Raw genomic sequence first — 20,955 nt, forward strand, 5'->3', positions numbered from 1 at the left:
CCCGAACATGTCCCTCGAGATCTCCAAGCTCACCGCGCGCATCGGCGCCCGGGTCTCCGGCGTCGACATCTCCCGGCCGCTCGCCCCGGAGCAGGTCGCCGCGATCCGGGAGGCCCTGAACCTCCACAAGGCGCTGGTCTTCGACGACGTGAACCTGGACGACGCGGGTCAGCAGGCCTTCGTCCGCCACCTCGGCGACCTCACCACCGCCCACCCGACGGTCGGCGCCGTCGACGGCGCCCCGAACGTGCTGCCCGTGGACAGCGAGCGCGGCCGCGCCAACCACTGGCACACCGACGTCACCTTCGTCCTCAACCCGCCTCAGGCCAGCACCCTGCGCTCGGTCACCGTCCCGCCGTACGGCGGCGAGACCCTGATCGCCAACGCCGCGGCCGCCTACCGCGACCTGCCCGAGCCGCTGCGCCGCCTGGCCGACACCCTGTGGGCGGAGCACACCAACGACTACGACTACGCGGTGCCGGACGAGGAGGTCGACGAGGAGAAGGCCGCCCAGCGCGCCCAGTTCACGTCGATCACGTACCGCACGGCCCACCCGGTGGTCCGCGTCCACCCGCTGACCGGCGAGCGCGGGCTGTTCATCGGCGGGTTCGCGCAGCGGATCGTCGGCCTGTCGGTGGGCGAGTCCCGCAAGGTCCTCGACCTGCTCCAGTCGTACGTCACCCGCCCGGAGAACATCCTGCGCCACCGCTGGTCGGAGAACCAGCTGGTCCTCTTCGACAACCGGATCACCCAGCACTACGCCATCGACAACTACGACGGACAGCCGCGCCGACTGCACCGGGTGACCGTCGCCGGTGACGTGCCGGTGGGCATCGAGGGCAAGGAGAGCTACTCGATCGAGGGCGACGCGTCGCACTACACGCCGGTCGCCGCGTAACCGGAGTCTCACCTTCCGTACAGTGTGCGTCCGGATAGTGGGCGGCCCCTCCGCGTGAGCGGACGGGCCGCCCAGACTGTGGGGCGATTTTGCCCATCCAACGCACGGGACGAGCCGCGCCATGCCCAACAGCACCACCACGCAGACGCCCCCGCAGCAGCGGGCGGGCGCCTCCCTCTCCCACGGTCTCAAGCAGCGCCACCTGTCGATGATCGCCCTCGGCGGTGTGATCGGCGCGGGCCTGTTCGTCGGCTCCGGCGCGGGTATCGCCGCCGCCGGTCCGTCCATCGTCATCGCGTACGCCGTCTCCGGTCTCCTGGTCATGCTGGTGATGCGGATGCTGGGCGAGATGTCGGCGGCGTACCCGTCCTCGGGTTCGTTCTCCGCGCACGCCGAGCGGGCCATCGGCCCGTGGGCCGGCTTCGCCGCGGGCTGGTCCTTCTGGGTGCTGCTGTGCACGGCGGTCGGCCTGGAGGGCATCGGCGCGGCGCACATCGTCCAGGGCTGGCTGCCGGGCACCCCGCAGTGGGCCTGGGTCGCGCTGTTCATGGTGATCTTCTGCGGCGCGAACCTGGCCGCGGTGAAGAACTTCGGCGAGTTCGAGTTCTGGTTCGCGGCACTGAAGGTGGGCGCGATCAGCCTGTTCCTGGTCCTCGGCGTGCTGGCGATCGCCGGCGTGCTGCCCGGCACCCGCTCCCCCGGCGCCTCGAACCTGACCGACTTCCTGCCCCACGGCAGCGAGGGCCTGGTCATCGGCCTGCTGGCCTCGGTCTTCGCCTACGGCGGTCTGGAGACGGTCACGATCGCGGCGGCCGAGTCCCCTGACCCGGTCAAGGGAGTGGCGAGCGCCGTGCGCACCGCGATGTGGCGGATCGCCCTGTTCTACATCGGCTCGATGGCCGTCATCGTGACCCTGGTGCCGTGGGACGCGAAGGCGGTCGTGACGGACGGCCCCTACGTCGCCGCCCTGCAGCGGATCGGCATCCCCGGCGCCGATCAGCTGATGAACGTGGTGATCCTGGTCGCCCTGCTCTCCGCGATGAACGCCAACATCTACGGCTCCTCGCGCATCGCCTACTCGCTGGTGGAGCGGGGGCAGGGCCCGAAGGTCCTGGCGAAGGTCTCCGGCGGGGTGCCGCGTGCTGCGGTCCTCACCTCCTCGGTCTTCGGGTTCGTCTGCGTCCTGCTCAGCTACTGGCGGCCGAACGACGTCTTCCCCTGGCTGCTGAACATGATCGGCGCGGTGATCCTGGTCGTCTGGATCTTCATCGCGGTCTCCCAGCTGCTGCTGCGCCGCCGGGTGGAACGGGAGGCGCCGCAGAAGCTGGTGGTCCGGATGTGGGCGTTCCCGTTCCTCACCTGGGTCGCCCTGGCCGGCATGGCGGCGATCTTCGCACTCATGGCCCGGGAGCCGGGCACCCGCGTCCAGCTCTACTCGACCGGCGGGATGACGCTGTTCCTGGCGGCGGTCGGGTACGCGTGGCAGCGGGCGCGCGCCAGGCGCTGACCCCGGCACTCCGGGTTCCAGGCCCCCACGTACGACACGTGGGGGCCTTCGCGTTGCTCCCGGTAATTATTGCTTCTGGGACGTGCCGGCGTACGAGCCGCTCAGCGGCCGCCCCTACTCGCACGGCACGTTGAGCGAGAGCAGTGCCGTGTCGTCCCCGTTGATGCGGATCTCGCTCACCGCCGCGTTGCGCAGCTTGGGCAGGACACGGCGGTATTGCCCGGCCGGGATGTGCAGCAGGGAGCACAGCACCAGCCGGAGCAGGGTGTTGTGGGCCACGACCAGGACCCGCTCACCGGGGTGGGCGGCGGCGATCCGGCGCAGGGCGGCGGTCCCGCGCTCGAGGGCCGCGCGAGGGTCCTCGGCACCGGGGAAGGGGTGGGCGACCGGGTCGTCCCGGAAGGCCTGCGCCGCCCGCGGGTGCTCCGCCTCGAACTCGGCGAGCGTACGCCCCTCCACCACTCCGAAGTCGCACTCGCGCAGGTCGCCTTCGCGGTGCGGGGTGAGGCCGAGCGCACGGCAGGCGGGCTCGGCGGTGACCACCGCCCTGGACAGGGGCGAGGTCCAGATCGCGTCCACGGGGTGGGCGGCGGCCCAGCGGCCCAGCGCCTCGGCCTGGGCGCGCCCGGTGTCGGTGAGACCGACGTCGCTCACCCCCGCGTACCGGTTCTCGGCGTGCCAGAGGGTCTGGCCGTGACGGGCGAGGAGGAGGGACGTACTCATGCGCCCGAAGTATCCCGGTCGATACGCGCCCGCGCATGTGCCGCCACCGCTCCCGGCAGCCAGCCCCTGGACTCCAGCTCGCCCACCAGGCGGGCGTACCCCTCCATGAAGCGGGCGGTGCGGTCCGGGCGTGGGTCGACCGTGGTACCGAGGCGGACCATGCGCTCGGCGGCCGCCGCGAGCGTGGGGTCCGTCCCCGTGCCGTACGCGGCCAGCGCCGCCATGCCCAGGGCGGGTTGCGTCTGCTCCGGCACTCGGGCCCGGCGGCCGAGGATGTCCGCGCGGAGCTGCGTCCAGTAGGTGCTGCGGGCCGCCCCGCCGGTGAAGGCGAGGGGGCCGTCCAGGCGGGCGCCCAGGTGGTGCAGGTAGTCCAGGCAGAGGCGTTCGGTGAAGGCCACGCCCTGCAGGAGGGCCGCCCACAGGTCGGCGTCCGACTCCGGGGCACCGAGGAGGAGGGCGGTGGCGCGGGGGGCGTGGAAGGGGAAGCGTTCACCCGGGGAGACGAGGGGGTAGGCGACCGCGTTCGAGGGCTCGAACGCGGCGGCGCGGGCGTCCAGCGTGGCCGGGTCCGCGCCCGGGAAGCGGGCGTTGAGGACCCCGGCGCCGACGCTGGAGGCCCCGCCGGGCAGCCAGGTGCCGTCCGGCGCCCGGTGGTTGTAGAGCACGCCGGTGGGGTCGCGGACCGGCTCGGCGGCGGCTCCTTTCAGCACGAGGGTGGTCCCGAGCACCGCGTTCCAGGCGCCCTTGCGCAGCGCCCCCGAGGCGATCTGGGCCGCGCAGCCGTCCGTCATGCCCGCGATGACCGGGGTGCCGGCCGGGATGCCGGTGGCCTCCGCGGCCGCCGCACAGACCTCGCCGAGCCGGGTGCCGGGCCGTACGACGTCCGGGAGGACGCCCTCGGGGAGCCCGGTGATGTCCGGCCAGCGCTCGCGCTCCACGTCGTACGCCGTCTTCAGGGCGTGGCTGGAATCAGCGGGTACCGTCCGGCCGACGAGCCGGGCGTTGACCAGGTCGGGCTGGTGCGCCACCCGGCCCGAGCCGTACCGGTCGACGAGCCACCTCACCTTCGGCAGCGCCCACGTGTCCTGCACGGCCAGCCCCGCCGACCGCAGCCGTCCCGCCTCGGCCGCCGCCCGCCGGTCGTCGTACATCAGCGCGGGGCTCATCGGGCGGCCGGTGTCATCCGTGAGCAGCACGGTCCCGGAGGTCCCGCACACCGCGAGCCCGCCCACCCCCATGCGTACCCCGTCGCGCGCACGTCGGCAGGCCGCGCACACCGCCTCCCACCACTCCCCCGGGTCCTGCACGTGCCGCACCCCCTCGCGCCGCCCGCGCCCGAGGGGTGCCGCACCGCTGCCCAGGACGCTGCCGTCGGCCGTCACGAACAGGGCGCGCACTCCTTGGGTACCGAGGTCGATTCCGAGCCACCCCAACGCCATCCCGCCTCCCGCACTTCGCGATCGACCCTGTGAAGTTCCCACGTGCTTCTGAGATTTCCCCCTGATTTCCGCGTGCACAAGGGATTGACGAGCATCCGTCGCCGTTACACCCTCTGTTGTCGAGTCGACTCACCGTGTTAACCCGCCCGACCCCACCGCCCCACCGACGGAGGTCACGGATGGACAGGCACGTGCACGACCGCCGACGCTTCCTCGCCCTCACGGGAGCCCTCACCGCCGCCACCGCCGCGGCCCCGCTGCTCTCCGCCTGCGGAACCGGCTTCGGCGGCAACGACGACGGCAAGGGCGGTGGTTCGGCCGCGGACGACGTCACCGGCGCCTTCGACTGGAAGCGGGAGAAGGGCACCACGGTCAAGGCGCTGCTCAACAAGCACCCGTACACGGACGCCCTGATCGCCGACCTGAAGTCCTTCACCGAGAAGACCGGCATCAAGGTGCAGTACGACGTCTTCCCCGAGGACAACTACTTCGACAAGCTCACCGTCGACCTGTCCAGCGGGCACGCCTCCTACGACGTCTTCATGCTCGGCGCCTACATGGTCTGGCAGTACGGGCCCCCGGGCTGGCTGGAGGACCTCGGCCCCTGGATGCGCAACTCCTCGGCCACCGGGGACGAATGGGACCAGGCCGACTTCTTCCCGAACCTCCTCCAGGCCGACCAGTGGTCGCTGAAGGCCGGCGCACCACTGGGCCGGGGCGGGCAGTACGCGTTGCCCTGGGGCTGGGAGACCAACGTGCTCGCCTACAACACGGAGGTGTTCGGCAGGCTGGGGCTGAAGCCCGCGGAGACCTTCGACGAGCTGCGCGAGCTGGCGGGCGTGATCAAGAGGAAGGCTCCCGGGGCCGGGTTCGACGGGATGTACGGGATCGCCGTACGGGGATCGAGGAGCTGGGCCACCATCCACCCCGGGTTCATGACCACGTACGCCCGCAACGGGCTGCACGACTTCACCGTCGAGAACGGCACGCTCACGCCGGCCATGAACAGCCCGAAGGCGGTCGCCTTCACCGAGGACTGGGCCCGCATGGTCAAGCGGGGCGGGCCGCCGTCCTGGACGTCGTACACCTGGTACCAGTGCTCCAGCGACCTCGGCGCCAAGAAGGCCGGGATGCTGTTCGACGCGGACACGGCCGCCTACTTCCAGGCGGTGCGGGGGGCCAGTCCGGCCTCCGGGAGGATCGCCTTCCATCCCGGGCCCAAGGGGCCGGGCGGCTCGCTCGCCACCAACATGTGGATCTGGTCGCTCGGCATGAACGCCAGGAGCAAGCGAAAGAGCGCCGCTTGGCTGTTCCTGCAGTGGGCCACCGGTAAGGAGCACCTGCGCAAGGGGGCCGTCACCTACCACCATATCGATCCGGTGCGGAAGTCGGTCAGCCAGGACGCCGCCTACAAGGACAGGATGAGGCATCTGCCGGGATTTCTGGAGACCTTCGAGACGGTCGTGGACCAGACGAAGATCCAGTTCACCCCGCAGGCCCAGTTCTTCGACGCCACCACCAGCTGGGCCGCGGCCCTCCAGGAGATCTACGGCGGCAAGGACGCGCGGTCCGTGCTGAACGGGCTGGCGAGCGATCTCAAGTCCAAGGTGGACTGAGGGACATGGGCCGGCGACTCGCTCTTCGCCCGTACCTCCTCATCGTTCCGGCGCTGCTGCTGACCTGTGGGATCCTCTACCCCTTCGCACTCGGCCTGTACTACACCCTCTTCGACTTCTCGGCGAGCAAGCCGCAGCCGGACATGGTCCGCCTGCACAACTACGAGACGGTCTTCACGCAGGACGCCTTCTGGAACTCGGCCTGGGTGACCGTGCTGTACGCGGTCGGCGCGGCCTCCGTGGAGACCGTGCTCGGCGTCGCGGTCGCCCTGCTGCTGCACCGGTCGTCCCTGGTCGGCCGGATCCTGGAGAAGATCCTGATCCTGCCCCTGATGATCGCCCCGGTGATCGCGGCGATCATGTGGAAGCTGATGCTCCAGCCGTCGGTGGGGGTGGTCGACCACCTGCTGAAGCCCGTCGGGCTCGGCGGGGTGCAGTGGACGGACACGCCGACGGGCGCCCTGCTGTCGTCGATCGCCGTGGACGTCTGGGTCTACACCCCGTTCGTGGCGATTCTGGCGCTGGCCGGACTGCGGTCGCTGCCCACCTCCCCCTTCGAGGCGGCGGCCGTGGACGGGGCCGGCCGGTGGTACACCTTCCGGCGGCTGACCCTGCCGATGCTGTGGCCGTACGTCCTGGTCGCGGTGATCTTCCGGTTCATGGACTCGCTGAAGGTCTTCGACATCATCTACGCCCTGACCGAGGGCGGACCGGGCGACTCCACGGTGGTCCTACAGATCCGGGCCTATCTGGAGGCGATCCGCTTCCAGCGGTACTCCTTCGGGATCAGCTACACGATCGTGCTGTGGGCCGTGGTGTACCTGGCCGCGATGGTGCTCGTCCGGCATCTGGGGCGGATCCAGCGGAAGGCGGCCGAGGTCACGTGACACACCGAAAGCGTCTGTCGGGGTGGCTCGCCGATGCCGCCCTCGTCCTCTACTTCGTGTTCGCGCTCTTCCCGATCGCCTGGATGGTGATCCTGTCCCTCAAGCCCGCCGACCAGCTCTTCAGCACGTACTTCTCCTTCACCCCGGCCCTGGGCTCCTACCGGACCGTGCTGGGCGACAGCGAGGGCATCCCCTTCGTGCGGTTCTTCGTCAACAGCCTGGTGGTGTCGGTGGGTGCCGTGGCGCTCTCGCTGGTGGTCGGTCTGCCGGCCGCGTACGCCTCGGCGCGCTGGCGGTTCCGGGGCGCGGAGAACCTGATGTTCATGCTGCTGTCGTTCCGGTTCGCGCCCGAACTCACCGTGATCATCCCGCTGTTCGTGCTCTACCAGAAGCTGGGACTGTTCGACACCTACGTCGGCATGGTGTGGGTGCTGCAGCTGGTCACCCTGCCGCTGGTGGTGTGGATCATGCGCTCGTACTTCGCCGATCTGACACCGGAGCTGGAGCAGGCGGCCCTCCTGGACGGCTACTCCCGCAAGCAGGCGTTCTTCAAGGTGGCCCTGCCGCTGGTGAAGCCGGGCATCGCGGCCGTGTCCCTGCTGGCGTTCATCTTCGCCTGGAACAACTTCGTGTTCCCGCTCATCCTCACCTCCAGCTCGGCGCAGACGGTGACCGTGGGCGCGCTGTCCTTCCTCGGCGGCGACCGGCCCAGGTACAACCTCACGGCGGCGGCCGCGCTGGTCTCGGTCGTACCGCCGCTGCTGCTGGCGCTGACCATCCAGCGGTACCTGGTGCGCGGCCTGTCGTTCGGGGCGGTGAAGTCGTGAGCATCGCGCTGCGGGACGTCCGCAAGGCGTACGGGAGGACGACGGCCCTCGACGGTGTCGAACTGGAGGTCGACGAGGGGGAGTTCTTCTGTCTGCTCGGGCCCTCCGGCGCGGGCAAGACCACGACGCTGAAGACCGTCGCCGGTCTGGAGCGGCCCGACTCCGGGACCGTCGAGATCGACGGCCGGGACGTGCGGGACGTGGAGCCGTACGACCGGGGCGTGGCCATGTGCTTCGAGAGCTACGCCCTCTACCCGCACCGGTCCGTGTACGACAACCTCGTCTCGCCCCTGCGCTCTCCCAGACACCGGCTGCCGTCCGCCGAGGCCCGCGACCGGGTCCGCGCCGTCGCCGAACTGCTCGGCGTCCACGCTCTGCTGGAACGGTCGGTGGGGCAGTTGTCCAACGGGCAGCGGCAGCGGGTCGCCCTCGGCCGGGTGCTGGTCCGCCCGGCCCGTGCCTTCCTGCTCGACGAGCCCCTCTCCCACCTGGACGCCAAGCTGCGCCAGCAGATGCGGGCCGAACTGAAGGCGATCGGTGCCGTCCGGCGGACCACCACCCTGTACGTCACCCACGACTCCGTCGAGGCGCTGGCGCTCGGGGACCGGATCGGGGTCATCCGGGACGGGCGGATCGTGCAGACCGGCACCCGGGAGGACATCTGGTACCGGCCCTGCGACACCGAGGTCGCGCGGGCCTTCGGACGGCCCCGCGTCAACCTGCTGCCGGGGACGGTCACCGAGAGCGGGACCTTCCGTTCGGTGGACGGCGTGGTCGAACTGCCGCTGCCGGTGCGGGTCAGCGCCGGCAGTGAGGTTCTGGTCGGCCTGCGTCCCCGGGACGTCTCCCTGACCGGGGACGGCCACCGGCTCACCGGAACCGTCTACGTCACCGAGGTGCTCGGGCGGTCGGTCGAGGTCACGGTGCGGGTCGGCGCGCAGCACCTGGCGCTCGTCGTGCCCCGGAGCGAGGCGGCCGGGCTGCGTCCCGACGAACCGGTCCGCCCGGCCGTCCGCCCTGAGAGCCTGCTGGTGTTCGAGGCCGACCGGCCTGAGCGCCCAGGACGACGGATCGGGAAGAGCACGTGATGAGCAGTGGTGCACAGCAGGGACCCGCGGCCCGGCAGGCCGCCATGGCCGAACTCGTCCTGGCCGAGGGTTCGGCCACGGCGGCCGAGCTGGCCGAGCGGTTCGGGGTGAGCCTGATGACCATCCACCGGGACCTGGACGAACTCGAACGGCAGGGTGTCGTACGCAAGTTCCGGGGTGGGGTGACCGCGCAGCCGTCCGGGGTGTTCGAGTCGAACGTGCAGTACCGGCTGAAGACCATGCGCCCGCAGAAGGCCGCGCTCGCCGAGCACGCGCTGCACCACATAGAGCCCGGTATGGCGATCCTCCTCGACGACTCCACCTCCACCCTGGAGATAGCGCGCCGGCTCCGCCTCGGCGAGATCACCCCGCTCACGGTCGTCACCAACTTCCTCGAGGCGGTCAACCTCCTCGCCGACCAGCGGGGCATCCATCTGATGGCCCTCGGCGGCGACTACGACCGGCTGCACTCCTCCTTCCTCGGGGTGTCCTGCGTGGAGGCGGTCGAACAGCTGCGGGTGGACGTGTGCTTCGCCTCGACCTCGGGCGTGCACGGCGGCTACGCCTACCACCAGGAGCAGCACATCGTCTCCGTGAAACGGGCGATGCTCGACGCGGCCGCCCGCAACGTGCTGCTGGTCGACCACACCAAGCTGGGCCGGGTCGCCCTGCACCGGGTCGCCCCGCTCTCCCGCTTCGACCTGCTGCTGGTGGACGACGGGGCGTCCCCGGAGGCGCTGCGCGACCTGGACGAGCACAAGGTGCGCTACGAGGTGTGCGCCACCGATCCGAGGGAGGGCGATGACCGCGCTGGAGCTGCGTGAGCTGCGCAAGACCTACCGGTCGCGGGGCCGCCCGGCGGTGGAGGCGGTCCGGGGTCTCGATCTGAGCCTGAGGTCCGGCGAGCTGCTGGGGCTGCTGGGCCCGTCGGGCTGCGGCAAGTCCACCACGCTGCGGATGATCGCGGGCCTGGAGGCGGTGACCGGCGGGGACATCCTGGTCGGGGGCGCCTCGGTGGTCGGCCGTCCGGCCCGGCAACGCAACATCGGGGTCGCCTTCGAGAACTACGCGCTGTATCCGCCGCTGACGGTCGCGGAGAACCTGGCGTTCGGGCTGAGGGGCCGCCGCAGGGGCCTGCGGGGAGACGTCTGCCGCAAGGTCGCCGAGATCGCCGAGCGGGTCGGCCTCACCGACGTCCTCGACGCCCGCCCGGCGGGGCTGTCCAGTGGGCACAAGCAGCGCGTGTCCCTGGCCCGGGCACTGATCCGGGAGCCGGACGTCCTCCTCCTGGACGAGCCGCTGTCCCATCTGGACGCGGCCCAGCGCGACACCACCCGCCGTGAACTCAAGCGGATTCAGCGGGACTTGGGGCACACCACGATTCTGGTCACGCACGACCAGGAGGAGGCCCTGTCCCTGGCCGACCGGATCGCCGTGATGAAGGACGGGGTGATCCGGCAGCTCGGCACCCCCTACGAGATCTACGACAGGCCCGCCACCGCCTTCGTCGCCGACTTCGTCGGGGAGCCCGCGATCAACCTGCTGCCCGGCGTCGCGACCGCCGACGGCCACGCCCGGCTGTCCGCGGGGGTGCGGATCGCGCTGCCGGTGCCGGTGGCTCAGGACCGGCCCGTGGTGGTCGGCATCCGCCCCGAGGACCTGACCCTCACGGGCGCCGACGGCATCCCCGCCCGGGTGGTGGCGCACGAGCCCCTGCTGGAGTCGGGCATCGCCACCCTCGCCCTCGACGGGGTGGAACGGCACCTGGTGGTGCTCACCGGGCCCGAGGTGCGCCTCGCGCACGACGAGCAGGTCCGGGTGGCGGCCGGACCCACCCATGTCTTCGACGCCGAGACGGGAGACTCCCTGCGATGACCTCCAGCGTGCGTGTGGTGGCCGCCGGCGACCACTTCGTCCTGCCGTCGCTGATCGCGGAAGCGGTCGGCCGGGAAGTGGAAGGAGCCTGCGAGGTGGGTGAACTGACCCTCGGCTGGCCGCTCGAACCCTTCGGGCCGGTCGCCGAGGTGAGCGAGGCCAGCGACGCCGAGGACGACCTCATCGAGGCGCTCGCGGAAGCGCAGGTCCTGGTCACGCAGATGGGCCCGGTCACCGAACGCGTCCTCGGCGCCTGCCCGCGGCTGCGGCTGGTCGTGGTCTGCCGGGGCGGACCGGTCAACGTCAACCTGGACGCGGCCCGGCGGCACGACGTCCGGGTGTGCTTCGCACCCGGACGCAACGCCGCCGCCACCGCCGAGTTCACCGTCGGCCTGCTCCTCGCGGCCCTGCGCCGCATCCCCCAGGCCCACGACCTCCTCGCCCGGCAGGGGAGTTGGGCCGGGTCGGCGTACTACACCTACGCACACAGCGGCCTGGAGCTGGAGGACCTGCCGGTCGGCCTCGTCGGCTACGGCGCGGTCGGCAGCCGGGTGGCGCGGGTGCTGTGCGCCTTCGGGGCGCGGGTGATGGTGTACGACCCCTACGTGCGCGGGGAGGTGCACGGGCTGCGCGTGACCGCGCTCGACGACCTTCTGCGCCGCTCGAACGTGATCACCCTGCACGCCCGGCTCACGGCCGAGACCCGCGGGCTGATCGGCGCCCGCGAGCTGGCCCTGCTGCCGGCCGGCGCGGTGGTGGTGAACGCGGCACGGGGTCCGCTGCTGGACGAGGAGGCGCTGTGCGAGGCGCTGGAGAACGGACGGCTCGCGGCAGCGGCCCTGGACACCTACGCCCGCGAACCGCTCCCGGCGGAGTCCCGGCTGCCCGCACTGGCCGACCGGGTGGTGTTGACCCCGCACCTGGGCGGGGCCAGCCGGGCGGTGGCGGAGAAGGCCGCGCGGATCGCCGCCGCCGAGGTGGGGCGCTGGGTGCGCGGGGAGCCGCTCGCGCACTGTCTGACCTGACGGTGACGGCCGTCCGGGGGTGCGTGTGCCGACACGTCGGCCGTGAGAGAGCCGAAGGGGGCGAACGAACCGAACATGGGGAGCGTGATGTACGTCGGGATCGATGTGGGCACGTCCATGGTGAAGGCCGCCGCCTTCGACCGTGCCGGTCGCGAACTGGGCGTCGAGGCGCGGCCGGTGGGTCTCGACCTGCGCGGCGGGGCCGTGGAGCAGGACATGGACGAGGTGTACGGGGCCGTCGTCGCCGTACTCCGGGCACTGACCGCGCGGCTGCCCGGGCCGGTGGAGCTGGCCGGGCTGACCGGGCAGGGCGACGGGGTGTGGCTGGTGGACGCGGCGGGCCGTCCGGTGCGGCCGGCGGCCTCCTGGATGGACGGCCGGGCCCATGAACTGGTGGACCAGTGGCTGGCGGACGGCACCTTCGAAACCGTCTTCCGGCGCACCGGCAGCGCGATGTTCCCGGGCTGTCCGGGCCCGCTGCTGGCCTGGCTGGACCGGCACGAGCCGAAGTCGCTGGACGCGGCCGCGGCGGCCGTCTCCTGCAAGGACATGGTCTTCCAGCGGCTGACCGGCGCCGCGCGGGCGGTGACCGACGTGTCGGACGCGTCGATGCCGTTCCTGGACCCGCGCACCCGGTCCTACGACGACCGGGTCGTGGAACTGCTCGGTCTGACCCACCGCCGGGGCCTGCTCGCCGACGTGAGCGACCCGGTGGCGACGGGCGAGACGCACGAGGGGCTGCCGCCCGGCACCCGGCTGGCGAACGGCCCGTACGACCTGCCCGCCTGTGCGCTCGGCGCGGGGGTCACCGCGCCCGGCGACGGTCTGCTGATCGTGGGCACGTGCCTGGCGAGCCTGGTCGCCACCACCGAGCCGGCCCTCGACGGTGAACCGGCCGGTCTGTACATCTCCACCGACCGGCCCGGCCACTGGCTGCGTGCGATGCCCGCGATGGTCGGTACGGCGGCCCTGGACTGGGTGCTGACGACGACGGGCGTCCGGCACCCGGAGGTCGACGCCCTGCTGGCCGCCACCCCGCCCGGTGCGCACGGCGTGCGTGTGCTGCCGTACTTCGCGCCCTCCGGCGAGCGCGCCCCCTTCGTGGAGCCCCGGCTGCGGGCCGAACTCAGCGGTGTCTCGCTGGAGTCGACACCCGCCGACCTGATCCGCGCCACCTGCGAGGGCATCGGCTACGCGGCCCGGCACTGCCTGGCGGCGGCGGGCCTGACCGGCACGCTCGCGGTGTGCGGCGGCGGTACCCGCAGCCCCGTCTGGATGCGGCTGCTGGCCGACGTCCTGGGCCGCCCGCTGCGGGTGGTCGGGGGCGAGGTGGGCGCGCGGGGCGCGGTCCTGGCGGCGGCCGAGCGGTACGGGGTCACACTGGACGCGGACCGCTGGACCCGGCCGACGCTCGTGGTGGAGCCGGACGCCGACCGGGCGGCGTACTACACGAAGGGCTACGAGGAGCACCTGGAGCGACTCGCAGCGGCCAGGGACCGGGCGCGGCGGTGACCGCGGTCCGGCCCACCGTTACGGAAGGTGGTACATGGAGTTCAAGCGATGCCCGAGCTGCGGCGGCCCGCTGCAGGCGTTCCGCCCGCTCACCGACGAGGAGAAGGAGCACGTCCGCAAGGAGAAGGCGACGTACGCGCCCGGGGCCTACGTCCGCTGCACCCGGGAGGGGTGCCGCCGCTACCAGCGGAGCTGGAACTGGACCGACGGCGGCTGGTTCCCCCCTCCCGAGGACACGTGACGGTCAGAGGTTGCTGAAGTCGGGCCCCTTGGTGCGGGTCCGCTTGATCTCGTAGAAGCCCGGGACGGAGGCGACCGCCAGGGCGCCGTCCCACAGGCGGGCCGCCTCCTCGCCCTTGGGGGCGGGGGTGACCACGGGACCGAAGAAGGCGATCTGCTCGCCGTCGGGGCCCGGGACCGCGATGACCGGGGTGCCGACGTCCTGGCCGACCTTCTCGATGCCCTCCTTGTGGGAGGCACGGAGCTCGGAGTCGAACTCGAAGTCCTTCTGCTCGGCGTACTCGATCAGCTCGGCGGGCAGGCCGACGTCCGCGAGCGCGCCGGCGAGGGCCTCCAGGGTCGGTCCCTCGCCGTTGTTGTGGATCCGGGTGCCGAGCGCGGTGTAGAGGGGGCCGAGGATGTCGGCACCGTGCTTCTGCCAGGCCGCGGTGACCACGCGCACCGGCTGCCAGGCCTTGGTGGCGAGCATCTCCCGGTACTCCTCGGGCAGCTCGTCCAGCCTGTTCTCGTTGAGGACGGCGAGGCTCATGACGTGCCAGCGGACCTCGATGTCGCGGACCTTCTCCACCTCCAGCACCCAGCGGGAGGTCATCCAGGCCCAGGGGCACAGCGGGTCGAACCAGAAGTCCACGGGCGTCTTGCCGGACGTGGTCGCGGTCTCGGACATGCTTCTCCTCAACAATGGGGCTTTTGAAGGAGCAACATTGCCGCCGGCACCCCCATTCCCTGGTGCCCCCTGTCAGGGGCGCGTGGCAGGATCGGTCCTGTTCCACCCCACCCAAGCGATCACGAGGGAGTGCCGCCCGTGCCCGGTGAGAATCTGACCCGCGACGAGGCCCGGGAGCGGGCCGCCCTGCTGTCCGTCGACGGGTACGACGTGGCGCTGGACCTGCGCTCCGCCGTCGGCGACGGGGACGGCGAGCCGCGCGCCTTCCGGTCGGTGACCACGATCAGGTTCCGCTGCAGCGAGCCGGGCGCGTCGAGCTTCGCGGATCTGGTCGCGCCGAGCGTGACGTCGGTCACGCTCAACGGGAGGGATCTGGACCCCGGCGAGGTCTTCGACGGCTACCGGATCGCCCTGGAGGACCTGGCCGCCGAGAACGAGCTGACGGTCGACGCCCAGTGCGCCTACTCCCGCACCGGGGAGGGCCTGCACCGCTTCGTGGACCCCGAGGACGGCGAGGTCTACCTCTACACCCAGTACGAGCCGGCCGACGCCCGCCGTGTCTTCGCGAACTTCGAGCAGCCGGACCTGAAGGCGCCCTACCGCTTCGAGGTGCAGGCGCCCGAGGGCTGGACGGTGTGGGGCAACGGCGCGGGCGAACTCGTGGACGGGGTGTGGCGGTTCGCGGAGACCGAGCCGATCTCCACGTACATCACCTGCGTCGTCGCGGGTCCGTACCACTACGTGACCGACACCTACTCCCGCACCTTCCAGGACGGGACGAAGCTGGAGATCCCGCTCGGCGCCCTATGCCGCAAGGGACTCGCGCCCTACTTCGACGCCGACGACGTCTTCCTGGTCACCAAGCAGGGCCTGGACTTCTTCCACGACCACTTCGACTACCCGTACCCGTTCGGGAAGTACGACCAGGCGTTCGTGCCCGAGTACAACCTGGGCGCGATGGAGAACCCGGGTCTGGTGACCTTCCGCGAGGAGTACATCTTCCGCGGGAAGGTGACGCAGGCGTCGTACGAGGCCCGGGCCAACGTCATCCTGCACGAGATGGCGCACATGTGGTTCGGCGACCTGGTCACCATGGTGTGGTGGGACGACCTGTGGCTCAAGGAGTCCTTCGCGGACTTCATGGGCACGTTCGCGAACGTCGGCGCGACCCGCTTCACCGATGCCTGGATCACCTTCGCCAACCGCCGCAAGGCCTGGGCCTACCGCGCGGACCAGCTGCCCTCCACGCACCCGATCACCGCGGACATCCGCGACCTGCAGGACGCCAAGCTCAACTTCGACGGCATCACGTACGCCAAGGGCGCCTCCGTGCTGAAGCAGCTGGTGGCGTACGTCGGCCAGGACGCCTTCCTCGAGGGCGCCCGCCGCTACTTCAAGCGGAACGCGTACGGCAACACGCGCCTGGGCGACCTGCTGTCGGTGCTGGCGGAGACCAGCGGCCGGGACATGACCACCTGGGCCCGCTCCTGGCTGCAGACGGCCGGGGTGAACTCGCTGACCCCGCAGGTGCTGCTGGACACCGAGGGCGGCCGGATCGCCGAGCTGGCCGTCGTCCAGGACGCCCCGGAGTCGCACCCGGAGCTGCGCCCGCACCGGGTCGCGGTGGGCCTGTACCGCCGCATGCCCGAGGGGGCACTGGAGCGGTACGCGCGCGTGGAGACGGACGTGGAGGGTGCGCGTACGGTCGTGGCGGAGCTGGCCGGTGCCGAGGCGCCGGAGCTGGTGCTGGTCAACGACGACGACCTGACCTACTGCAAGATCCGCTTCGACGAGACCTCGCTGGCGACCCTGCGCGAGCACCTGGGTGCGCTGACCGATCCGCTGGCCCGCGCCCTGTGCTGGTCGGCGCTGTGGAACCTCACCCGGGACGCCCTGCTGCCGGCGCGGGACTTCGTGGACCTGGTGCTGCGGTTCGCGGGCCGGGAGTCCGACATCGGGGTGCTGCAGATGCTGCACGCCTGGGCGAACTCGGCGCTGGCGCACTACGCGTCGCCGGCCTGGCGGGCGACGGGCGAACAGCTGCTCGCCGAGGGCGCGCTGCGGGAGCTGCGGGCGGCCGAGCCCGGCAGTGAGCACCAGCTGGCCTGGGCGCGCTTCTTCGCGACGGCCGCCTCCGCCGAGGCGGAGCTCGCGCTGCTGAAGGGCCTGCTGGACGGCACCGAGACGGTCGAGGGTCTGGAGGTCGACCAGGAGCTGCGCTGGGCGTTCCTGGAGCCGCTGGCGGCCCACGGGGTGGCCGACGAGTCTATCCTCGCCGCCGAACTGGCCCGGGACGACACGGCGTCCGGCAAGCGTCACCAGGTCCGCTGCCTCGCCGCGCGCCCGTCGGCGGCGGTCAAGGCACAGGCCTGGGCGCAGGTCGTGGAGTCCGACGCCCTGTCCAACGCCCTGGTGGAGGCGACGATCGCGGGCTTCGACCAGCCCTCGCAGCGGGAGCTGACGGCGCCGTACGCCCAGTTGTACTTCGCGGCGATCGAGCGGGTGTGGCGGGAGCGGTCGATCCAGATCGGGATGGACGTCGTACGGGGTCTGTTCCCCTCCTTCCAGGACCGTCCGGAGACGCTGGAGGCGGCGGACGCGTGGCTGGAGTCCCACGCGGACGCGGCGCCCGCTCTGCGCCGGCTCGTGCTGGAGGCGCGGGACGACCTGGCACGGTCGCTGCGCGCACAGGCGTGCGACACGGCGGCGGCCGGAGCATGATCCTTGGCCTGAGCTTGCCTGGTCGGTGACCGTTACGGAATTCAGGCAATAGCAACCGTAACCCCTGGTCCGCACCCGATCGGACCAGGGGTTTTCAGTACCTACTCGGCATCCGAACATCCGTCCTTTAGTACCGCCTTGTCCGCATTCCTCGACGAGCGTGTAACAGCGGTTACGGAAGGGACGGGACGCGGGAATCTCGACGCCATGTCGCACAACACCCCGGTCTCCCCCCGCCCCCTCCGGCACCTCTCCGAGGTGCACCGCCGCGTCCTGACGGCGGCCCAGCTCCGCTCCCACGGCGTCTCGACGGCCGAGCTGAACGAACAGTGCCGCCCCGGCGGTCCCTGGCAACTGCTGCTGCCCAACGTGGTGCTGCTCCGCCCCGGCCCGCCGACGAGCGAGGAGCGGCTGCACGGAGCCCTGCTGTACGCGGCACGGGAGTCGGTCCCGGGTGTCCCGGCCCAGCCCACCGCCGACGACCCCCATCGCCCGGTGTACGCGGAAGCCGTGATCACGGGTCTCGCGGCCCTGACCCTGCACGGCTTCTCCTCCACCCCGCCGCTGCTCTCCCTGGACCGCGTCGACGTGCTGGTCCCCCGCCTGCGCCGGCTGCGCTCCAGCGGCTACGTCCGTGTCCTGCGCACCCCCAGCCTTCCCGCCCCGCGCGCGGTGACGGGCCTGCCGGTGGCGCCGGTGCCGCGCGCACTGGCCGACACGGTGGCGGAGTTGACGGACGCGAACGTGGTACGCCGGCTGCTGACCGAGGCGGTGCGCGGCGGCCACTGTGAACCGGCGTCCGTGGTGAGCGAATTGACCCAGGCGAAGCTGCTGACCCGCCCCCACGTGGTGGACGCCGTGGACGCGCTGCTCGCCGAGGGCCGGGCCATCGCCGAGAACCGCCTCTACCGGATGGTCGCCGAGTACGGCCTGCCCGACCCGGTCTGGAACGTGGATCTGCGCCTGCCGGGCGGCCCCCACCTCGGCGGTCTGGACGCGTACTGGCCCGAGCAGGCGGTGGCGGTGGAACTGGACACCCGGGCCCCCCGTCAGGACGAGGACGCCCTGTGGTCGGAATACGCGCGCAAGCGGGAGCACTTGGAACGGCTGGGGATCACGGTCGTCTACATCACCCCCAGGAAGCTCAGGGAGTCCCTGGCGCAGCAGGCGACGGTGGTCCGTACGGCGCTGATGGCGTCCGGCGACCGCGACCCGGCCGCGTACGTCGTGGTGCTGCCCAGGTAGTGACGGACCGGGAGCGCATCAGGAGGGGAGAGGAGGGGCCACCGGTCGACACCGGTGGCCCCTCCTCATGACCGGGTCACCGATGGGTGTGACCGGCATGAGCGGCCTACGGCGTGCCGTGGTCTTCCGGGGCGGGCAGTGGTGTCAGGGCGTCGCCCACCGCGTGCTGCACGACGATCCGCTGCCCGCGCACGTGGGACGCGTACACCTCGTCGAGCAGCGCGGCGTACGCCGCGATCATCCGGGTACGGCTGAACCGCTCCCGGCTGCGCTCCAGCGCCGCGGTCAGCTGCGCGCGGCCGGCGATCGCGCTCGACCAGGCCAGGGCGATCGCGCCCGGGTCCGGCGGGGTGACGAAGCCGTGGCCCGCCGCGATCGACGCGCTGTCGCCGACGTCCGTCGTCACCGGGACGGTTCCGCACATCATGCCCTCGATCAGGCACAGCGGTGCCGCCTCCCCAGAGACGGAGGTCAGGGCGACGACGTCGGCGCCGGCGTAGACGGCCTCCATGTCGTGCCGCACCCCGAGCAGGTGCACCCGGTCGGTGAGGTCCCGCTCCCCGGCGAAGGCGATCTCCCTGTCCGCCCACAGGGCGGGGTTGGCGTCCGTCATCCCGGCCCCGCACATCACCACGTGCCCGCCGCCCTCGCGCGCCAGCCAGGTCCGCGCGGCCTGGAGGAAGAGGGGAACGTTCTTCATCTGTGCGTACCGGGCCGCGAGGACGACGACCGGGGCCGTCGCCGGAATGCCCAGTGAGGCGCGGAACGCGAGCCGGGCCGCCGCGTCCGGACGGAACCGGAGCAGGTCGACCCCGTTGGGGATGACGTGCAGCAGCTCGGCCGGGATGCCCGCGTCCTCGTAGGCCGCCCGCGTCGACTCCGCGCAGCACACGCACGCCACCACCGTGCCGTCCGCGATGGCGGCCTTCAGCTCGTCCAGGGCCGCCCCCTGGTTCTCCGGGTCGGAGCGGTGCAGGCAGACCACGACCGGCCGGCGGGGCAGGCCCGCCTGGTTCAGCAGGGCGAGCGGCTGCTCCTTGAGCGAGAGGATCACATCCGCGGCGGCCATGGACCGAGCGGTTTCGGCCAGCTCCGGCCCGCTGAAATCCGACGCGGCCATTGAGCCGTCCACCAGGCCCGCGGTGCGGCCCAGCGAGGCGACCCCGACCTCGCCGGCCGTCAGCGCCCGGTAGCAGTGGTCGTCCTCCATCCGCTGCCGGGTGGCCTCGCGATGGACCTCTCCATGGATGCTGAGCACCCGGTGGGACTGGCCACCCTCGGCCAGCCCCAGCACCACGTCGCTGTGCACGATCCTGGCCCCTCCGGAGAAGAAGCCCTCGTAGACCGAGAGCACACGCAGTCCGCGCCTGGTGCGCACACGACCACCCGCCTTGCACGTAAATCGAGCCATCCCCGTTCACAGCGGGTTAGCCGATATGAGGCGGTACGGACATTGCGTCCTGGTTAACGCGCAATGGCGGGAATGAAACGTTGGCTAACAGAATTCCCCTTCGATCACCGCGCTGTGGTCCCCGGCCCAGTCCCCGTTGAAGTTGAAGGCCAGGGAGTGGCGGCCGTCGGCCGTGGTCACCGCCGAGGACGTGGAGCCGTGGATGCCGCCGTCGTGGCCCCAGACGTGGACGCCGCAGGTCAGCCGGGTGTCCATGAGACCGAGGCCGTAGCCGGTGTTCGGGGCGCCGTCGATCTTCACGGTGGTCTTCATTTCCTTCAGCTGCTCGGGCGGGAGCAGCCTTCCGCGCAGCAGAGCGCCGTAGAAGCGGTCCAGGTCCGCGGAGTCCGAGATCATTTCGCCGGCCGACGAGGCGAGGGAGGGGTTGAGGGTCGTGACGTCGTACGTCGGGCCCGTCGCCGCCTCGGCCAGTTTCGAGTAGGCACGGCTGCTGGGACGGGGGACGGTGACCCGGGTGCCGGGGAGGGAGGTGGCGGTGAGGTGCAGGGGGTCGATGATGCGTTGGGTGATCTCCGTGGCGTAGGAGTGGCCGGTCACCTCCTCGATCACCATGCCGGCCAGGACGTAGTTGGTGTTGGAGTAGTTCCAGGACGTGCCCGGCGCGAAGTCCGGCTCGTGCTTCATCGCGACGGCCACCAGGTCACGCGGGCTGAGCGTGTCGTAGCGGTGCCGGAAGAAACCGTCCTTGAGGAAGTAGGCGCGGCCGAAGTCGTCGTCGGCCGTGTAGTTGTAGATGCCGCTGGTGTGGTTGAGGAGCTGGCGGACGGTGATGCGGCTCCCGTCGTGGCCGTGGCCGTGGACGACTCCGGGCAGCCACTTCTCCACCCTGTCGTCCAGGGAGAGCCGGCCCTCCGCCTCCAGCTGGAGCAGGACGGTGGAGACGAACGTCTTGGTGATGCTGCCGACGCGGTAGCGGTCGGCCGTCGAGCGCGGCCTGCCCGTACGGGTGTCGCCCACGCCCGCGGTCGTGGACCAGGTGCCGTGGGAGTCCTTCGCGGTGGCGGTCACGCCGGGCACCCCCGTCCGGACGGCCGCCTCCAGCGCCCGGCGGGTGCCGGAGTGGCCGCCCGAGGCGGGGCCGGCGGCCGCGACGGCCGGGCCCGCAAGGGCCGCCGCGAGGAGCAGGGCGGTGGCGCCCACCAGCGTCGTGCGTACGCGCATGTCTTCCCCCAACTGTGCCGTTCGGTTCGGTCGGGGGAAGGGACCCTGGGGTG

Annotated in this window: 18 protein-coding genes; 13 read left to right on the forward strand and 5 right to left on the reverse strand. The window is 71.8% G+C overall.

Features of this window, described 5'->3' with window-relative positions; genetic code table 11:
• Positions 1-7: 7 nt before the first annotated feature.
• Together ACFZDC_RS31440 and ACFZDC_RS31445 are read left to right on the forward strand one after the other, a co-directional pair.
• Entirely contained in the window at positions 8-898 is an 891-nt protein-coding gene (locus tag ACFZDC_RS31440) for a TauD/TfdA family dioxygenase (RefSeq protein ID WP_391329179.1), read from the forward strand.
• A gap of 121 nt (positions 899-1,019) precedes the next feature.
• Positions 1,020-2,405 carry an amino acid permease gene (locus tag ACFZDC_RS31445; RefSeq protein ID WP_391329180.1) on the forward strand — a complete coding sequence of 462 codons (1,386 nt, stop codon included), beginning with the start codon at positions 1,020-1,022 and terminating at the stop codon, positions 2,403-2,405.
• A 114-nt stretch (positions 2,406-2,519) separates the two neighbouring features.
• Here the strand turns inward: ACFZDC_RS31445 and ACFZDC_RS31450 are convergent, their stop codons facing one another.
• Both ACFZDC_RS31450 and ACFZDC_RS31455 read right to left on the reverse strand, forming a co-directional pair.
• The gene (locus tag ACFZDC_RS31450) at positions 2,520-3,128 is read right to left on the reverse strand and encodes a histidine phosphatase family protein (RefSeq protein ID WP_391329181.1); all 609 of its coding nucleotides are present in this window, start codon (positions 3,126-3,128) and stop codon (positions 2,520-2,522) included.
• Positions 3,125-4,567, reverse strand: coding sequence for an FGGY-family carbohydrate kinase (locus ACFZDC_RS31455; protein WP_391329182.1), 1,443 nt, complete (start codon positions 4,565-4,567; stop codon positions 3,125-3,127). The genes ACFZDC_RS31450 and ACFZDC_RS31455 overlap by 4 nt, the downstream gene beginning before the upstream one ends.
• Positions 4,568-4,746: 179 nt before the next feature.
• On the opposite strand from ACFZDC_RS31455, the gene ACFZDC_RS31460 reads away from it, so the two are divergent.
• The 9 genes from ACFZDC_RS31460 to ACFZDC_RS31500 all read left to right on the forward strand — a co-directional run bounded on the left by ACFZDC_RS31460 (position 4,747) and on the right by ACFZDC_RS31500 (position 13,638).
• The gene (locus tag ACFZDC_RS31460) at positions 4,747-6,183 is read left to right on the forward strand and encodes an extracellular solute-binding protein (protein WP_391329183.1); all 1,437 of its coding nucleotides are present in this window, start codon (positions 4,747-4,749) and stop codon (positions 6,181-6,183) included.
• A gap of 5 nt (positions 6,184-6,188) precedes the next feature.
• Positions 6,189-7,070 (forward strand): ABC transporter permease subunit, encoded by an 882-nt coding sequence (locus tag ACFZDC_RS31465; RefSeq protein ID WP_391329184.1) that lies wholly within the window; start codon positions 6,189-6,191, stop codon positions 7,068-7,070.
• Positions 7,067-7,897 (forward strand): ABC transporter permease subunit, encoded by an 831-nt coding sequence (locus ACFZDC_RS31470; protein ID WP_391329185.1) that lies wholly within the window; start codon positions 7,067-7,069, stop codon positions 7,895-7,897. The genes ACFZDC_RS31465 and ACFZDC_RS31470 overlap by 4 nt, the downstream gene beginning before the upstream one ends.
• Positions 7,894-8,985, forward strand: coding sequence for an ATP-binding cassette domain-containing protein (locus ACFZDC_RS31475; RefSeq protein ID WP_391329186.1), 1,092 nt, complete (start codon positions 7,894-7,896; stop codon positions 8,983-8,985). The genes ACFZDC_RS31470 and ACFZDC_RS31475 overlap by 4 nt, the downstream gene beginning before the upstream one ends.
• A complete protein-coding gene (locus ACFZDC_RS31480) occupies positions 8,985-9,809 on the forward strand; it encodes a DeoR family transcriptional regulator (RefSeq protein ID WP_391329187.1) in 825 nt (274 codons plus the stop codon). Before ACFZDC_RS31475 ends, ACFZDC_RS31480 begins: the two co-directional genes overlap by 1 nt.
• Entirely contained in the window at positions 9,787-10,860 is a 1,074-nt protein-coding gene (locus tag ACFZDC_RS31485) for an ATP-binding cassette domain-containing protein (protein ID WP_391329188.1), read from the forward strand. The genes ACFZDC_RS31480 and ACFZDC_RS31485 overlap by 23 nt, the downstream gene beginning before the upstream one ends.
• Complete coding sequence (locus ACFZDC_RS31490) at positions 10,857-11,885, forward strand: NAD(P)-dependent oxidoreductase (protein WP_391329189.1); 1,029 nt, start codon at positions 10,857-10,859, stop codon at positions 11,883-11,885. The genes ACFZDC_RS31485 and ACFZDC_RS31490 overlap by 4 nt, the downstream gene beginning before the upstream one ends.
• Before the next feature lie 87 nt (positions 11,886-11,972).
• On the forward strand, positions 11,973-13,397 hold the full coding sequence (locus tag ACFZDC_RS31495) for an FGGY family carbohydrate kinase (protein WP_391329258.1): 1,425 nt from the start codon (positions 11,973-11,975) through the stop codon (positions 13,395-13,397).
• Between the two features lie 34 nt (positions 13,398-13,431).
• Positions 13,432-13,638: a hypothetical protein gene (locus ACFZDC_RS31500; protein WP_391329190.1), complete on the forward strand. Its 207-nt coding sequence runs from the start codon at positions 13,432-13,434 to the stop codon at positions 13,636-13,638.
• A gap of 3 nt (positions 13,639-13,641) precedes the next feature.
• Here the strand turns inward: ACFZDC_RS31500 and ACFZDC_RS31505 are convergent, their stop codons facing one another.
• Positions 13,642-14,304, reverse strand: coding sequence for a DsbA family protein (locus ACFZDC_RS31505; RefSeq protein ID WP_391329191.1), 663 nt, complete (start codon positions 14,302-14,304; stop codon positions 13,642-13,644).
• Between the two features lie 138 nt (positions 14,305-14,442).
• Between ACFZDC_RS31505 and pepN the strand changes: the two genes are divergently transcribed.
• Together pepN and ACFZDC_RS31515 are read left to right on the forward strand one after the other, a co-directional pair.
• A complete protein-coding gene (pepN, locus tag ACFZDC_RS31510) occupies positions 14,443-17,025 on the forward strand; it encodes an aminopeptidase N (RefSeq protein WP_391329192.1) in 2,583 nt (860 codons plus the stop codon).
• Between the two features lie 207 nt (positions 17,026-17,232).
• Positions 17,233-18,270, forward strand: coding sequence for a hypothetical protein (locus tag ACFZDC_RS31515; protein ID WP_391329193.1), 1,038 nt, complete (start codon positions 17,233-17,235; stop codon positions 18,268-18,270).
• Between the two features lie 106 nt (positions 18,271-18,376).
• Here the strand turns inward: ACFZDC_RS31515 and ACFZDC_RS31520 are convergent, their stop codons facing one another.
• Together ACFZDC_RS31520 and ACFZDC_RS31525 are read right to left on the reverse strand one after the other, a co-directional pair.
• Positions 18,377-19,624: a glycosyltransferase gene (locus tag ACFZDC_RS31520; RefSeq protein ID WP_391329259.1), complete on the reverse strand. Its 1,248-nt coding sequence runs from the start codon at positions 19,622-19,624 to the stop codon at positions 18,377-18,379.
• 141 nt (positions 19,625-19,765) lie between these two features.
• Positions 19,766-20,902, reverse strand: coding sequence for a serine hydrolase (locus ACFZDC_RS31525; protein WP_391329194.1), 1,137 nt, complete (start codon positions 20,900-20,902; stop codon positions 19,766-19,768).
• Between the last annotated feature and the right edge of the window lie 53 nt (positions 20,903-20,955).

This window comes from Streptomyces sp. NPDC007905, from assembly GCF_042959345.1.
In the GTDB taxonomy this organism is placed as follows: Bacteria; Actinomycetota; Actinomycetes; order Streptomycetales; family Streptomycetaceae; genus Streptomyces.

What these genes read in the sequence shown, in the direction of transcription:
- ACFZDC_RS31440 (WP_391329179.1), top strand. Translation starts at nt 8, where the DNA reads ATGTCCCTCGAGATCTCCAAGCTCACCGCGCGCATCGGCGCCCGGGTC.
- ACFZDC_RS31445 (WP_391329180.1), top strand. Translation starts at nt 1,020, where the DNA reads ATGCCCAACAGCACCACCACGCAGACGCCCCCGCAGCAGCGGGCGGGC.
- ACFZDC_RS31450 (WP_391329181.1), bottom strand. Translation starts at nt 3,128, where the DNA reads ATGAGTACGTCCCTCCTCCTCGCCCGTCACGGCCAGACCCTCTGGCAC.
- ACFZDC_RS31455 (WP_391329182.1), bottom strand. Translation starts at nt 4,567, where the DNA reads ATGGCGTTGGGGTGGCTCGGAATCGACCTCGGTACCCAAGGAGTGCGC.
- ACFZDC_RS31460 (WP_391329183.1), top strand. Translation starts at nt 4,747, where the DNA reads ATGGACAGGCACGTGCACGACCGCCGACGCTTCCTCGCCCTCACGGGA.
- ACFZDC_RS31465 (WP_391329184.1), top strand. Translation starts at nt 6,189, where the DNA reads ATGGGCCGGCGACTCGCTCTTCGCCCGTACCTCCTCATCGTTCCGGCG.
- ACFZDC_RS31480 (WP_391329187.1), top strand. Translation starts at nt 8,985, where the DNA reads ATGAGCAGTGGTGCACAGCAGGGACCCGCGGCCCGGCAGGCCGCCATG.
- ACFZDC_RS31485 (WP_391329188.1), top strand. Translation starts at nt 9,787, where the DNA reads ATGACCGCGCTGGAGCTGCGTGAGCTGCGCAAGACCTACCGGTCGCGG.
- ACFZDC_RS31490 (WP_391329189.1), top strand. Translation starts at nt 10,857, where the DNA reads ATGACCTCCAGCGTGCGTGTGGTGGCCGCCGGCGACCACTTCGTCCTG.
- ACFZDC_RS31495 (WP_391329258.1), top strand. Translation starts at nt 11,973, where the DNA reads ATGTACGTCGGGATCGATGTGGGCACGTCCATGGTGAAGGCCGCCGCC.
- ACFZDC_RS31500 (WP_391329190.1), top strand. Translation starts at nt 13,432, where the DNA reads ATGGAGTTCAAGCGATGCCCGAGCTGCGGCGGCCCGCTGCAGGCGTTC.
- ACFZDC_RS31505 (WP_391329191.1), bottom strand. Translation starts at nt 14,304, where the DNA reads ATGTCCGAGACCGCGACCACGTCCGGCAAGACGCCCGTGGACTTCTGG.
- ACFZDC_RS31515 (WP_391329193.1), top strand. Translation starts at nt 17,233, where the DNA reads ATGTCGCACAACACCCCGGTCTCCCCCCGCCCCCTCCGGCACCTCTCC.
- ACFZDC_RS31525 (WP_391329194.1), bottom strand. Translation starts at nt 20,902, where the DNA reads ATGCGCGTACGCACGACGCTGGTGGGCGCCACCGCCCTGCTCCTCGCG.